Origin of the sequence: Anaerovirgula multivorans, assembly GCF_900188145.1 — a bacterium.
Taxonomy (GTDB): Bacteria; Bacillota; Clostridia; order Peptostreptococcales; family Natronincolaceae; genus Anaerovirgula; species Anaerovirgula multivorans.
On sequence record NZ_FZOJ01000034.1, the window covers coordinates 19,834 to 33,936 of the forward strand.

Annotated in this window: 17 protein-coding genes; 14 read left to right on the forward strand and 3 right to left on the reverse strand. The window is 34.2% G+C overall.

Going from position 1 to position 14,103, the window contains the following annotated elements; all coding sequences use genetic code 11:
• Positions 1-6 precede the first annotated feature (6 nt).
• From neuB to CHB72_RS21425, 10 genes are read left to right on the forward strand one after another with little or no spacing between them, the layout of a single operon-like run.
• On the forward strand, positions 7-1,092 hold the full coding sequence (gene neuB / locus CHB72_RS21380) for an N-acetylneuraminate synthase (RefSeq protein ID WP_089284914.1): 1,086 nt from the start codon (positions 7-9) through the stop codon (positions 1,090-1,092).
• A complete protein-coding gene (locus tag CHB72_RS21385) occupies positions 1,089-1,712 on the forward strand; it encodes a PglD-related sugar-binding protein (protein ID WP_089284915.1) in 624 nt (207 codons plus the stop codon). The genes neuB and CHB72_RS21385 overlap by 4 nt, the downstream gene beginning before the upstream one ends.
• A 50-nt stretch (positions 1,713-1,762) precedes the next feature.
• Positions 1,763-2,674, forward strand: coding sequence for a Gfo/Idh/MocA family protein (locus tag CHB72_RS21390; RefSeq protein WP_089284916.1), 912 nt, complete (start codon positions 1,763-1,765; stop codon positions 2,672-2,674).
• Positions 2,671-3,390, forward strand: coding sequence for an acylneuraminate cytidylyltransferase family protein (locus tag CHB72_RS21395; RefSeq protein ID WP_089284917.1), 720 nt, complete (start codon positions 2,671-2,673; stop codon positions 3,388-3,390). Before CHB72_RS21390 ends, CHB72_RS21395 begins: the two co-directional genes overlap by 4 nt.
• The gene (locus CHB72_RS21400; protein WP_089284918.1) at positions 3,371-4,198 is read left to right on the forward strand and encodes an SDR family oxidoreductase; all 828 of its coding nucleotides are present in this window, start codon (positions 3,371-3,373) and stop codon (positions 4,196-4,198) included. Before CHB72_RS21395 ends, CHB72_RS21400 begins: the two co-directional genes overlap by 20 nt.
• Positions 4,199-4,215: 17 nt before the next feature.
• Complete coding sequence (locus tag CHB72_RS21405) at positions 4,216-4,545, forward strand: hypothetical protein (protein ID WP_089284919.1); 330 nt, start codon at positions 4,216-4,218, stop codon at positions 4,543-4,545.
• Positions 4,523-4,840, forward strand: a complete 318-nt coding sequence (locus CHB72_RS21410) for a hypothetical protein (protein WP_089284920.1) — start codon at positions 4,523-4,525, stop codon at positions 4,838-4,840. The genes CHB72_RS21405 and CHB72_RS21410 overlap by 23 nt, the downstream gene beginning before the upstream one ends.
• Positions 4,837-6,771: a motility associated factor glycosyltransferase family protein gene (locus tag CHB72_RS21415; RefSeq protein WP_089284921.1), complete on the forward strand. Its 1,935-nt coding sequence runs from the start codon at positions 4,837-4,839 to the stop codon at positions 6,769-6,771. Before CHB72_RS21410 ends, CHB72_RS21415 begins: the two co-directional genes overlap by 4 nt.
• Positions 6,772-6,781: 10 nt before the next feature.
• Positions 6,782-7,132, forward strand: coding sequence for a tetratricopeptide repeat protein (locus tag CHB72_RS21420; RefSeq protein ID WP_242975227.1), 351 nt, complete (start codon positions 6,782-6,784; stop codon positions 7,130-7,132).
• A 19-nt stretch (positions 7,133-7,151) separates the two neighbouring features.
• Positions 7,152-9,689 (forward strand): glycosyltransferase, encoded by a 2,538-nt coding sequence (locus CHB72_RS21425; RefSeq protein ID WP_089284923.1) that lies wholly within the window; start codon positions 7,152-7,154, stop codon positions 9,687-9,689.
• A gap of 79 nt (positions 9,690-9,768) precedes the next feature.
• Here the strand turns inward: CHB72_RS21425 and CHB72_RS21430 are convergent, their stop codons facing one another.
• From CHB72_RS21430 to CHB72_RS21440, 3 genes are all read right to left on the reverse strand, one after another.
• Entirely contained in the window at positions 9,769-10,149 is a 381-nt protein-coding gene (locus CHB72_RS21430; RefSeq protein WP_089284924.1) for a DUF4183 domain-containing protein, read from the reverse strand.
• Positions 10,150-10,359: 210 nt separating this feature from the next.
• On the reverse strand, positions 10,360-10,572 hold the full coding sequence (locus CHB72_RS21435) for a hypothetical protein (protein ID WP_089284925.1): 213 nt from the start codon (positions 10,570-10,572) through the stop codon (positions 10,360-10,362).
• A gap of 149 nt (positions 10,573-10,721) precedes the next feature.
• A complete protein-coding gene (locus CHB72_RS21440; RefSeq protein WP_089284926.1) occupies positions 10,722-10,961 on the reverse strand; it encodes an HPr family phosphocarrier protein in 240 nt (79 codons plus the stop codon).
• 390 nt (positions 10,962-11,351) lie between these two features.
• Between CHB72_RS21440 and CHB72_RS21445 the strand changes: the two genes are divergently transcribed.
• The 4 genes from CHB72_RS21445 (at position 11,352) to speD (ending at position 13,971) form a co-directional block, all read left to right on the forward strand.
• Positions 11,352-11,594 carry a hypothetical protein gene (locus CHB72_RS21445; protein ID WP_089284927.1) on the forward strand — a complete coding sequence of 81 codons (243 nt, stop codon included), beginning with the start codon at positions 11,352-11,354 and terminating at the stop codon, positions 11,592-11,594.
• 309 nt (positions 11,595-11,903) lie between these two features.
• A complete protein-coding gene (locus CHB72_RS21450; RefSeq protein WP_089284928.1) occupies positions 11,904-12,440 on the forward strand; it encodes a GNAT family N-acetyltransferase in 537 nt (178 codons plus the stop codon).
• Between the two features lie 4 nt (positions 12,441-12,444).
• Positions 12,445-12,549: a RidA family protein gene (locus tag CHB72_RS28360; protein WP_408606584.1), complete on the forward strand. Its 105-nt coding sequence runs from the start codon at positions 12,445-12,447 to the stop codon at positions 12,547-12,549.
• A 612-nt stretch (positions 12,550-13,161) separates the two neighbouring features.
• Complete coding sequence (speD, locus tag CHB72_RS21460) at positions 13,162-13,971, forward strand: adenosylmethionine decarboxylase (protein ID WP_089284929.1); 810 nt, start codon at positions 13,162-13,164, stop codon at positions 13,969-13,971.
• Positions 13,972-14,103: the final 132 nt, after the last annotated feature.

Sequence of the window (14,103 nt, forward strand, 5' to 3'; positions counted from 1 at the left end):
TGAAATATGAATAGCAACGTTTTTATCATTGCTGAAGTAGGAGTAAACCATAATGGGTCTCTAGAAATGGCGAAGAAATTAATTGATATTGCTGGTGAAGCGGGGGTTGATGCAGTAAAGTTTCAAACCTTTAAATCATATCAAGTGATGCTTCCCCATACACCAAAAGCTGTTTATCAAACGAAGAATACGGATATAAAAGAAACTCAATATGAAATGGTAAAAAAATTAGAATTAAGTCATCAGATGCACTTCATTTTAAAAGAATATTGCTTAAGACAGCATATACAGTTTCTATCAACACCTTTTGATTTAGATAGTCTCGATTTTTTAGTACACATATTACATCTACCCATAATAAAAATGGCCTCTGGTGAAATTACGAATGCGCCCCTATTATTGAAGGCAGCGAGTTGTGGAAAAAAAATAATCCTGTCTACAGGAATGTCTACTTTGGGAGATATTGAAGAAGCCTTAGGCGTTCTTGCCTTTGGTTATATAGAGGGAAAAAAGAAAAATACTATTCCCTCTCGAGAGTCTTTTAAAAAAGCCTATTATTCTGAACTTGGGCAAAAATTTTTACATAAAAATATGACTTTGCTTCACTGTACCACAGAGTACCCTGCACCCTTTAAAGAAAGTAATCTGCGCGTACTAAAAACTTTACGCCAATGTTTCGGTTTACCTGTTGGATTTTCAGATCATACATTAGGAATAGCTTTACCTCTGGCAGCAGTAGCTTTGGGGGCTATTGTTATAGAGAAACACATTACTTTAGATCGGAATCTACCAGGGCCGGATCATAGGGCTTCTTTAGAACCTAGAGAGCTACTTCAAATGGTTCAGGGAATACGTCAGATAGAGGAGGCTCTTGGTAATCCATATAAAAAGCCTGGCCCCTCTGAGTTAAAAAACCAAAAAGTTGCACGTAAAAGTATTGTAGCAGCATGCAATATTCAGAAAGGCGAGCTTTTTACAGAAGAAAATTTAACGGTAAAGAGACCGGGAGAAGGATTATCACCTTTACAATTTTGGGATCTGATAGGGAAAATTGCACCGAAATCCTATCTAGAGAATGAGGTGATTATATGAAAATAGCCATTTTCGGGGCTTCAGGTTTTTCTCGTGAAGTTCGAGATATAGCTTCTATTTTAGGTTACAAGGAAATAATTTTCATCGATAAAACAAATACAGGAGATTTAGAAGATTTTCCTATTGTTAATGAAAAGCAGGTTTACACCTTTGCTGAAGCTGATTACAAATTTACTATAGGCATTGGTAATCCCAAGATTCGTAAAGAAATAAGGGATAGATATCCTGATCTAAATTATGTTAATCTGATTGATCCCACAGCAACCTTTGGTTATAGACAATTCGTAGAGCTAGAAAAGAAGGTGGGTAATATTATTTGTGCTGGAACCCGGATGACCAATAATATTGAAATGGGAAACTTTGGCGTTTATTATCTTAATTGTACTGTTGCCCACGACTGCATTATCGAAGATTTTGTTACCATTTCTCCTGGAGTTAATATATCAGGAAATGTGAAGCTATCCATGGGAGCTTATATCGGCGCTAATACATGTATCCTTCAAGGAAAATCCATTACTGAAAAGATGATCATTGGTAAAAACTCAACTGTGGGTGCCGGCTCCGTTGTCACCAAAAATGTCCCGGATCATACAATAGTAAAGGGGATTCCAGCTAAATAATATAAAGAAGATTTAAATCAAGGGAAGTTGAATTTTTATGAGGTGTTTGCATGAATTGTCTTGTTGTAGGTTATGGTTCTATCGGTCAAAGGCATGTACAAATTTTAAGGAAACTTGGTTGTAGAGTAGCGGTTGTTAGCCGAAGGAAGATTGATTTTCCTCTAACATACACCAGTTTATATGATGCTCTTATACAAGAGGAGCCAGATTATATTGTTCTTGCCAATCAAACCAATCAACATTATGATTCCTTAGCTGAACTGGCTGGTGATGGTTTTAAAGGGATTGTTCTTGTAGAAAAACCACTTTTTCATATTATTCAAGAGATTCCTAACAATAGCTTCAAACAAGGGTATGTAGGATATAATCTAAGGTTTCACCCAATACTTCAAAAAGTATTGGAGCTTATTAAAAAAGAGCCCGCATTATATACTCAGGTTTATGTAGGGCAATACTTACCCAACTGGAGACTAGATCAGGATTATCGAAGGAATTATTCAGCTAAAAAAACTGAAGGTGGAGGAGTTTTACTTGATCTTAGCCATGAACTAGACTATCTTAGATGGTTTTTTGATGATTGGAATAGTATCGTGGCAATTGGCGGAAAGTATAGTTCCCTGCAAATAAATAGCGATGATATGTATAGTCTGATGCTTACCATGGAAAAATGCCCTGTGGTGCAAGTCCATATGAATTATCTTGATCAAATTAGTAGAAGGGAGATTACAGTTATTACTGAAAATTACGCTATTAAGGCAGATTTAGTACAGCAAACGCTGCAAATAAATGAGGAATTAATAAAGTACAACCTTGATCGGGATGATACCTATTCTATGCAGCATAAAGCAATCATCAATGGAGGAAACCCTCTCTTATGTAGGTTAGCTGAAGGTTTGAAGGTGTTAGAGATGATAAATACTGCTGAGAAATCAGCGAAGGAAAGGAAATGGATGGGTAAATGAAAAGGTTATGTACAATTTGTGCACGGTCTGGCTCAAAAGGCGTTGCTAATAAAAACCTTCGTGAACTTGCAGGTAAACCTCTTTTGGCCTACAGCATTTTACAAGCTAAGGCATCTAACTTGTTTCAAGCTATTGCAGTAAGTAGTGATAGTGCTGAAATTTTAGATGTAGCAAATAGATGGGGCGTAGATTATCTCATTGAGAGACCTCTACACCTTGCTACAGATCAAGCCCCTAAGATACCTGTCATTCAACATGCTCTACGGGTAGTAGAAGAATTGATGCAACAATATTTTGATACTATAGTAGATTTAGATGTAACTTCTCCTTTACGTTATGTATCTGATATCAAGGATGTAGTAAACCTACTTGAAACAAAACAAGTATCCAATGTAATTACAGGTACACCTGCCCACCGTTCTCCTTATTTTAATTTAGTAGAAGTAAATAAGGAGGGGAATGTACAATTGTCTAAATCTTTATCGAAACCAATTTTTTGCAGACAAAATGCACCAAAGGCCTATGATTTAAACGCCTCCATTTATGCTTGGCAGAGAAAAGCCTTATTAAAACATCAAACAATTTTTAATCAAGATACACTACTATATATCATGCCAAAGGAGCGTTCAATTGATATTGATTCAGAGTTGGATTTTCAGCTGGTGGAACTATTAATGAATAAAAGGGGTAAGAAAATTGACGAAAACATCCTATAGAGAATTATTTAGCCTAGAAAATAAAACAGCTGTAGTTACTGGAGGCTTAGGAATCCTTGGGAAGCGTTTTTGTACAGGGTTAATGGAATTTGGGGCAAATGTAGTCATTGTGGATTTAGATGGAGAAAAAGCAAAAGCTTTTGCCCAAGAATTAATGGAAGGTTATCAAAGGAAAGCATTAGGTATTGCTTGTGATGTTTCTTCTCCCCAAAATGTAAAAACCATGGTTATTAAAGTGATAGAAGAATTCGGAGAAATTAATATTTTACATAATAACGCCGCCAGTAAGTCGGCTGATCTAAGTGCTTTTTTTGCTCCTTTTGAAGAATATTCCTTAAAGGAATGGCGTAAGATTATGTCTGTTAATCTGGATGGAATGTTTCTGGTAGCTCAAGCTGTTGGGGCTCAAATGACTCAACAAGGCAAAGGTGGAAGTATTATCCAAACCTCGTCAATCTATGGAATGTTAGCACCAGATCATCGAATTTACGAGGAGTCTTTCTACTTAGGGAGAAAAATTAATACGCCAGCTGTTTATACTGCTTCAAAAGCAGCAGTGATGGGATTGACCAAATATTTAGCAGCCTATTGGGCAGATAAAAAAATTCGGGTAAATACATTGACCCTAGGAGGCAATGAAAGTGGTCAGAATGATACTTTCCGGAAAAACTACTCTGCAAGAATCCCCTTGGGCAGAATGGGTCAACCAGAAGAAATGGTGGCTGCCTTAATCTTTTTAGCGTCGGAGGCATCTAGCTATGTTACAGGACAAAATATAGTTGTAGATGGAGGATTAAGTGCTTGGTAGCGACGAGGAGGAAATCAATGAGAATAAAAGAAAATATCCATGATGATTGCGAATCCTATTCTTGTGAACTACAAGAGCGGGTTATAGAGGTATTTCAGTACACCTCTCAAATCCTAGAAATCAAGAGATTGCTAACTGAAATCAAACGAGAAGCTCACAACCTACGAGGAATTTTTTGGACAGAGGAAGAGGTAAAAGGAAAAAAACAGGCATTAAGTTTTTTTGATGCAAGAATGCAGGCAACAGTATATTATACTTTAAGAAATATGGAAGGATACCAACAACATGGTTGGAAAGAATTGATTTATAAAGGAGAAGACAGGGATGGAAGCATCAACTTCATTTAAAAAAAGAAGTGATAGACTTCAGAAGGCTTTGCTCTGTACCATTGAAGATTTTAGAAAGGGTAATGACCATCTGGCTTTAGATAATTTCCTAAATAGTATGGATGATCTGGAAAATCTACTGGAGTACCAGCAATATGTTGGAGACCTAAGGAGAAAAATTGACAGAATTCCACCAACACTCCAAACCCTCCATGATTATGTAAAAAATCAAGATGTAATCGGAATAACAGATTTATTGGAATTTACACTTTATCCTCTAATAGAAGCATGGATTGAAGGGTGTGATGAGGAATGATTGTAGCCAAGGAAAATGAAACAAAAGAAATGTTTTACAAAAACCTGCAGCTCCTGCCCCTGTGGCTAAGGGAATCTGTACTACAAATAAATGAAAGAGAACTATGGGAGAAGGTGCAGATTAGATATAATGATGAAGGTTATCCTATTTGCAGGTACTATGAAGGGAGTAGGAACTTTCAAATTACTAGTGTAGAGCCTCTTCAAGAAGCAGCGAAATGGTGTAAGACCCTTTCTATACAGGGAACAGGGGCCATTTTTATGTATGGCTCTGGTTTTGGTTATCCTTTATTTGAGGTATTTACTCAAAAACAGCCCCATACTTTGGTGGTTCTTTTTGAACAGAATATTTATCTGTTTGCAGCGATGCTTCACTATTTTGACGTAGAACCTATTATCAGAACACAAAAAATAGCTTTTCTTATTGGTGATATCCAGCACTTTGCTAAAGCCTTCGACCATTTATTTTTTAGTATTGTTTTTGCTAATTGTACTTCTCCCACTTTAGCTTTTACCTCTATGGCACAGCGAAATTTCAAAGCTCAATATTTGAAAATTCATCAATATATTTTCTCTCAACTAGGATTATTTGTATTTTACATTGGAAACGATCATTTAGATAATCTAATTGGCCTGCATAATCTGTTGGCTAACATGAAAGAAATTGTACTCAATCCTTATATCAGCTGTTTAAAAGATAAATATAAGGATGTGCCAGCATTTATTATTGCCAATGGGCCCTCATTGGACAAAAACATCCATCAGTTAAAGAAAATCCAAGATAAAGGATTGATTATATCCACAGAATCAGCCATTATCCCCTTAATGAAACATCATATTAAACCAGATATCTTAACAATTATTGAGCGTACAAAATACACTTATACCTATCATTTTGAAAATATAGAGTATCCTGAGGATATAACCTTGCTCTGCTTGGGACTAGTGGATAAACAAGTATACCCTTCTTTTCCCGGAGAAAAAATTCCTATATTTCGTAATATGGAGGCAATTAATCAATGGATCAATAAACATGTTGGAGATGGAAGTGCTCTTGATGCAGGTGCTAATGTTTCTCATCTTGCTTTAGAGCTAGCTGTATATTTAGGAGCAAATCCAATTATCTTTGTAGGACAGGATTATGCTTACGGCCCTGAAGGTATCACCCATAGTAAGGATGCAATTTATTTGCAAGAGAAGGGGAAGCGAGCCAGGGATGTTTTAGAGTCAAAACCAATTGTTTATGTGGAAAGCAATGACGGAACAATGATTCCCTCTAACCAGTTGTGGGTCGATTTTAGGAAAGGATTAGAAGGAAAAATTGCTAGTCATTCTCATAAAATAATGATCAACGCAACAGAAGGGGGAGCAAAAATTAAAGGGACAAAATGTGATCAATTAGCCCATGTCATCGAGGCCTATTGTACCAAGTCCATACCCTATCCTGTTCATGAGTTGATTGTTGATCATAAAAAGAGGCTCTCTATTATGGAGAGAAAAGAGGGTTTGATAAGCTTTATAAAAAGTGTAGAAGAATATGCTAGTTTATTTCGTAGCTTAAGTCGAGAGGCGGTCAAAGGGAAGTTGACCTGTAGGGAAATGATTCGATTCTCTCAAGACAAGGATAGTGGAAAATACCGCAATGTTTTAGAGGAAACCTATCAAAAACATATCAAAACCTATCAACTTTTTATAGGAAATGATTTGTATCGCTGTTTTTCACAGCAGGTGATCTTTGTCTATTTTTACCTAATGAATCGTCTAGGGCTTATTGATACGTCAGAAAAGATTACTGAGATTTTTGAAATTCAGCATAGCTTTTTTCATCACTTAAATATTGTTTGCCAAAGTGTATCCATTTACTTAGAGGATGCTATAGAGCCCTTAGAGAAGTTATTAGAGGAATTAGAATATATGGAGACAAAGGGGTGAAATTTTGAATGTGATTGAAGGTTTAGAAAGAAAGTTAGACCAACTGATGAAAGAGCCTAACAATCCCCTTCTCTTTAACCAGATTGGAGTACTTCTTTATCAAGTAAAGGACTGGAAGTATGCAGAAATGTATTTTAAAAGAGCTTATCAACTAAGTCCAGTAAATAAGGATATTTTATATAATTATGCTTCACTTTTATATCAACAGGCTCAATTCCAAAAGGCTATCCCTCTCTATGAAGCTTATTTAGAGCTTCTTAAAGATGACAAGGAAGTTATGCAAAAGGTAAGAAATTGCTATTATCAGTTGGGAGAATATGAGTCAGCAGGAAAGATGGTTGAACAGCTTCAAAAAGTATAGAGAGGAGAATCTTTGATCCATGACTGGAAAAAAGCGTTTAAGTCTATGTATAATAACGAAAAATGATCAAAAATATCTTTCTAATTGTTTGCAAAATATGAAAGAGTTTGTAGATGAAATAATCATCGTAGATATAGGATCAAGGGATTTAACCATTGCTATAGGAAAACAGGCAGGTGCAAATGTTTATCGAATGGAATGGAAAAACAATTATAGTGAAGCTAAAAACCTTTGCTTAGATCAAGCCAAAGGAAGATGGATTTTATTTCTTCAGGCAAATGAGAGGATTTCTAAGGAACAATTAAAAGAGATGCATCATCTCTTAGAAAATCCCAATGTAGAGGGATATTTACTATATGTTGATCGTCCCGCACAAAACCATCGTATCTCATCACCTGTACAATCCCTACGTCTACTTCGAAACCGTAGGGAATATCGTTATCAATACAAAGCATTTGAACAAATCTCAGATGAACGCTTAAGCAACATCCTAGACGCAGGAATTCGAATTACTCAACAAGCTGATCCTATTCTGTCTAGTGAGGTCGATTCACTTATCTTGTTATTAGAAGAAGATATTAAAGAATATCCAGAGGATAGTTACCTGCAATATATGTATGGAATAGAGCTTTTAAATCAAAAAAAGTACCAAGAAAGTATAGTATATTTTCAGCAAGCATGTAAAAATGTAAATTTCGATTATTTATTTGCTCCTCACTTATATAAATGCTTAAGTTGGGCTCTTATCTCCCTTCAAAGACACACAGAGGCTTTAGATGTGTTGGATGAGGGAATCAAGGTATTCCCTTTTTATAGCGATCTCCTTGTTTTACGAGGGGAGTTACGAAAGCAGTCTCAACAGTATGAAGAAGCTATCCAAGACTTGGAGAGGAGCTTAAAAACAAGAGAACAGCTTCATTCTATAGTACCTAGACCAGAAATAAATACTTCTATTATTTTAGAAACATTGGGGGAGGTCCATGAGAAGGTACTTAATCATCAGCAAGCGCTTGCATGTTATCACCAAGCCTATGAACTAAACAAGAGAAATCAAGAACTTTTATATAAAATAGGGAAACTAGTCAAAAAAATAGATTCCACTGAAATACTAAAAAAGCTATTTAAGGTAGCCATGGAGCAAAAAAATCTTCAACAGTTGATAACACTTATGGATATATTTTTTCAGCAACGAAAATATGTTCAAGTTTTAGCTCATGTAAAGTATTTAGAATCTTTGATAGGCAAAGGGGAACAAATAGAAAGTATTAAGTTTTCTTGTTACATGATGCTAGGAAAAGTGGAGGAAGCAAGGCTTTGTTTTTCAGTTATAAATAAGGAAAGTCCTTTCTATAATCATATGCTATTACAACGAATAGAAAACTATTGGTGCTATAATCAGTGGAAAGAAGCTGGGGAACTATTAGAAGAAATAAATGAAATAGAAAGTATGGAAAACTCTATCAAGGCTGCATATCATTTGCTTCATCGGTTATTCACCGAAAAAGAACTAAGCTATACTCTATTGGCAAAACAGGAATATGAAATTGTTAGTACACTAATGGAAAATTTCTTATGGCTGGGACACATAGAAAAAGCACAGCTTCTTTTATCTTTATTATTACAAGGAGAGAAAGAAGATCAATATATTAAATTAGCTGAACCTTGGATAGAAGGAAATCATTACGAAAATATAAAAAAAATTTTCCTATGTATTTCAAATGAGCAAAAACAGTTAGAATTTAAACAAGAAATTATCGAGTCTTTGCTGCGCAGTGAATATATAGAAACAGCTGAAAAACTAGTGAAACTAGGAGATTCACAGTCGTTGGGAGCACTAGAATATGTACTGTGGTCAAAAGGCTTCATAAAAAAAATAAAGGAATGGATAGGGAAGATCCACTCTCCAGCTCTTCAAACACCGACTAAACCAAGTAAAGCTTTAGTAGACTTTTATCAAGGTTTAGGTTTAGCTAAAAATGATGTAAATTTTACTATTGAAGAGATGACATGTGCTAAAATACATGAGGAAATAGGAAAATTTTATGTAAAAGCACAGCAAAGAGAAGAGGCTTTATCCGCATATTTTCGAGCACTACAATGGGATCCTCAGGATGACCTGGTACAAGAAAAAATAGTGAAGATGTTTCAAAAGAATTCTAGTCAATTTCATGTTTTTTTAGAGGAAAAATGTTGGATTTTAGAAGGCGGTTGGTTTCATCACAAACAGGAATTTATTCATTATGTTCAAGGGCTCATTTACTTTAAGAATCAACTATTTGAAAAAGCATTAGCAGCCTTCCTCAAAATAGGAGAGGATAAAAGCAGTTATCCCATAGCTTTTGCTTACATGATCGGTAGTTTATGGCTTGCAGGAAAGGAAGCAGAAGCAAAGAGACGGTTGAAGGAGCAAAGCAAAACATCTGAAGTTTTTCCACTGTTTTTCTATATTTGTAAAAACTATGCCTTAGGTCGATTAGATGAAGGGCATCGACAATATCCCTACAGTGAGTTAATCATGCTGGAAAAACAAAGGATACGTGACAGCAGCTACGAATGAGTACTATTTAAGAAAGTTCATAAAAAGAAAGATGTGCTGTAATTTTGCACATCTTTTTTTTATTCATATTTAATTACTATTAGCTTGTTACTGTAGTTGTAGAAGTAGAGGTTGGTGCAAAGTTATTTACAGCTAAGGTGATTGGTGCACTAACTGGAACTGTAGATGCTTGCGTGATCACTACTGAAGAACCAGTTGCAGCAACTGTAAATAAACTAGATTGCTGTAACACACCGTTGATAAATAACAAATAATATCCATTGTCATCTGCTGTAGTTACAAGGTTTGAAGCTACAGGATCACCAGCATCATCAAAAAATGCTGTAGATGGAATCGTTATGGTACCACTAGTTCTATGCGCATCGTCAAAATCATAAAAGTACTTCTCGACTTCTGGGTTCGTGTCGGTATCTGTTGTTGTAACAGCATCCATAACAAGCTTAAATAATTTTGTAGCCATGCTTTATCCCCCCTTTTTTTCTTAGCATGTTTTAATCTTCTTTACACTGTAGTATATTAGGCAAGGGGTGGATTTGACACTAATAATTGAGTACACTGTTTTTTTTGATAAGGATTTATAGCATATGTATTTTTTTGATAAATTAATGCATAAATTGCCAAAGAACGCTGAAAAGGGGGCGACATATATAAGTGGAGCAAACAAAACTACTTATGCACCACCTGTCTTTCTACGCTGGTTATTTGTTTTTTTTGCTAGTTGACTTTGCTTACTTGTGTTAGCATTGAAGGAATTAGACCGAGATTTTCCATTTGATTTTTCTTGGTTTTTGGTTGCAAGCATCTGCTTCATAGCCTCCTGAAGGCTAATCTTTTTTTTCTCACTAGTTTTTGTGCTTTGTTCTTCATTTCCTAAATTAGTCATATTAACAATTCTCCTTCTTACTTAAAATAATGATGTATTTCTGAGAGTCAATTATTATTATAATACACAAAAATTAATTAAACAATGGGATAATCAAGCGTAACATACATAAAAAAGCTAAGAGTAAATAACCTCCTAGCTTATGTCCTTTAATCTTTTAAATGTCTTCCTTCCATCAAGAAGGTAAACATTGTTTGAGTATCTTCTTCACTTTCAGTTTCAATTACAATATCATTAGGGTTTTGCTCTACGATAGCCATTACACCAAGTAAGGATTTAGCATTCATTGTGTATTCTCCTGATTTAATATATACCTTGCCATTTAACTTGCTCGCCATATCTACAAAGGCTTGAATGTCTTTGACTTCTTTAAAAGTAACTTTCAGCATGTTAATCAACCTTTCATAAAATATTTTATTAGTTCAATTATATACTATATGTTCTCTTTTCTCCAGCAATTAAACAAATCCTTCACAATTTATTTTGTAATAGGACCTATTTAATAAGGTAGAAATTCTTCATTTCTGTTAAAAAGAACATATTAAAATTCAACACTGATATTAGGATATTTATAGATAAGTGATTCTATACTTGAATTTTAATATACACGGTCTACGGTTTCGTCCTTGGCTCAAAATCATAGCCAAGGACTGCAAATGTAGCCCTTAGTATATTAAAATTCAGGATTGCATATCTATAGAGAGATAAAGTGTTATAAGTATGTATATCTTGTCTATTTTCTATCAACAATAATAGATATAAAAACGAGGAGGGATAGTATGGACAAATTAAGTGTTATGAGTATTCGAGTAGATAGAAGAACGGATTCAGCACCCAAAATGCAGGAAATTCTTACAAAGTATGGAGATATTATTATAGGAAGATTTGGTATTCATGATCCTGGTGAAGTAGATCATGGGCTGATTACTTTAAACATTCGTGCAGATATGGAAAGAATTAATAATATAATGGAAGAATTAGAGAGTTTAGATGGAATTCAAGCTAATCATATGCAGGCATAATAAAAATTAGCAATTTTATGACTGATGAAACAGGTTTTATATGTAACAAGGATGAGCTTTTAAAATACAAAGTGATATGAGAACGGCATGAGAAGTACTCCTGCTGTTTTCTTATTTTTTGATGAACTTATTTTAAAAGATTTTTAGGATTCAAACAAATAAAAATATATAGTATAATAACTAAATCAGAGGATTTCAAATTAAAGGAATATATGGGAAAAAGAAGAATAAGGATTTGATACATATATATGTACAGATAAGATTTAATAGTAGGCATTATTTTAAATAATAAGATAAGGAAGTGATATTATGCCTAGGATTATTGGCAAAAATTTAATGTTAAGGGAGTTTCAGAAGGAGGATTTACCTCATATCAGAGAATGGGTGAATGATCCTGATATTGCAAACAATTTGTCGGATATTTTTATGTATCCCCACACACTTAATGAGACAGAGACTTTTCTAAATGGTATTCTCGAGGGGAAATTCTCGGATGAAAAACATTTTATTATTGCAGAGAAGGTTTCAGGTGACTATATTGGTCAAATGGGGCTATTGAAAATCGATTGGAAAAATAGAACAGCAGAAGTTGGAATAGTAATTGGTAAAAAGGATTTATTAGGAAAAGGAATAGGAACTGAAGCCATGAGATTGCTTCAACAGTTTGCTTTTGAAAGAATGAATTTGAATCGCTTAGAGCTAACAGTGCATGATTTTAATGCTAGAGCAATAAAATGCTATGAAAAATCTGGCTTTACACTAGAAGGAAGATTGAGACAGAAGTATTATTTTAATGGAAAGTATACAGACATTATTATAATGAGTATATTAAAAGAAGAGAGATGATCGAATAGTTGGATTACAGCCATATCCTGCTAGAACAACCATAGGGGTTGCTGAACTACCACTAGGAGCCAAAGTGGAAATTGAAATGATTGCAAAAGGAAAACAATAAAAATAGAAAAATATTATTATGATAAACCCCCTCTATTATGGAAGGGATTTTCTTTTATCCTTCGGTGTATTGCTAAGACTCCCGCTTCTTCAAGCGGGAGATCAAGCACTACATCCTCGAAGTAAATTCGGCTACAATTCAGTGGAAGTAAAAACTCCCTCTGAATTAAGTCTCATTTTATTCCTAAATTAGTTTTTCAAGAATAGATATCTTTTCAAATGTACATTATAATAGAGAATATGAAGAAAAAATATATTAATCAAGAATGATTTCCTCTTTGGTGCAGTACTAAGTCTGCCACTTCTGTAAGTGAGAAATCAAGCGCTATATCCTCGAAATAAATTCGGTCACAATTCAGAGAAAGTGAAAATTCCCTCTAGATAAACAAACTAAGTGATCAACACGAAAGTTACAAACCGAACTTTCGGTTGCCTACTTATAGATAAACAAACTAAGTGACCAACACGAAAGTTGTAAACCAAACTTTCGGTTGCCTACTTATGAATTAAGCATCATGTTATATTTACTTTGGAAAATATATCATATGACTTGACAATAAAAATAGAACATGTATAATACTTTAGAGAATATAGTTAGAAATGGGGAATGAGGTTGGCAAAGTTAAAGAATAATAAATTAAAATTATATGGATTTAATAATTTAACAAAATCCTTAAGTTTCAATATTTATGACATTTGCTATACCAAAACAAAGGAAGATCGACAAAAATATATAGAATATATTGATGAACAATACAATTCTGAAAGATTGACAAAGATTTTAAAGGATGTTACAGCGGGAATAGGCGCAAGCGTTTTAAATATTGCAAAACAGGATTATGATCCACAGGGTGCAAGCGTAACTTTATTAATTTCAGAAGAAGAGGTGCCTTTATATGTACTAGATCCCTCTTGTAATCGTGGAGAATTGACTCCTGGTAGAGAAAGTATAGTAGGGCATCTAGACAAAAGTCATGTAACGGTTCATACTTATCCTGAAAGCCACCCTGAAAATAATATAAGTACTTTTAGAGTGGATATTGATGTGTCTACCTGTGGTACGATCTCTCCATTAAAAGCATTAAATTATCTTATTAGTTGTTTTGATTCCGATATCATTACAATTGACTATAGGGTCAGAGGCTATACTCGAGATGTTAAGGGAGAGAAATATTTCATTGATCACGAAATCAGTTCAATACAAGATTTTGTTGAAATAAAAACAATAGACAGGTATAGTCTTATTGATATGAACATATACCAGTCAAATATATTCCATACTAAGATGAAGATAAAGGATATTGACCTAGATAATTATTTATTTGAAATCAATAAAGAAGATCTTAGTGAGGAAGAAAAAAGAGATATTTTCGAAAAGTTAAACAAAGAAATGACTGAAATATTTTATGGTATCAATATTTAATAACTTAAGATTTGAGACTTTTAAAGGAAAAAAAGTAGATGACCATAAGTAGACAACCGAAAGTTTGGTTTGTAACTTTCGTGTTGATCACTGATACAGAGTGCAATAACAATTACTAATTAAACCAGTCAG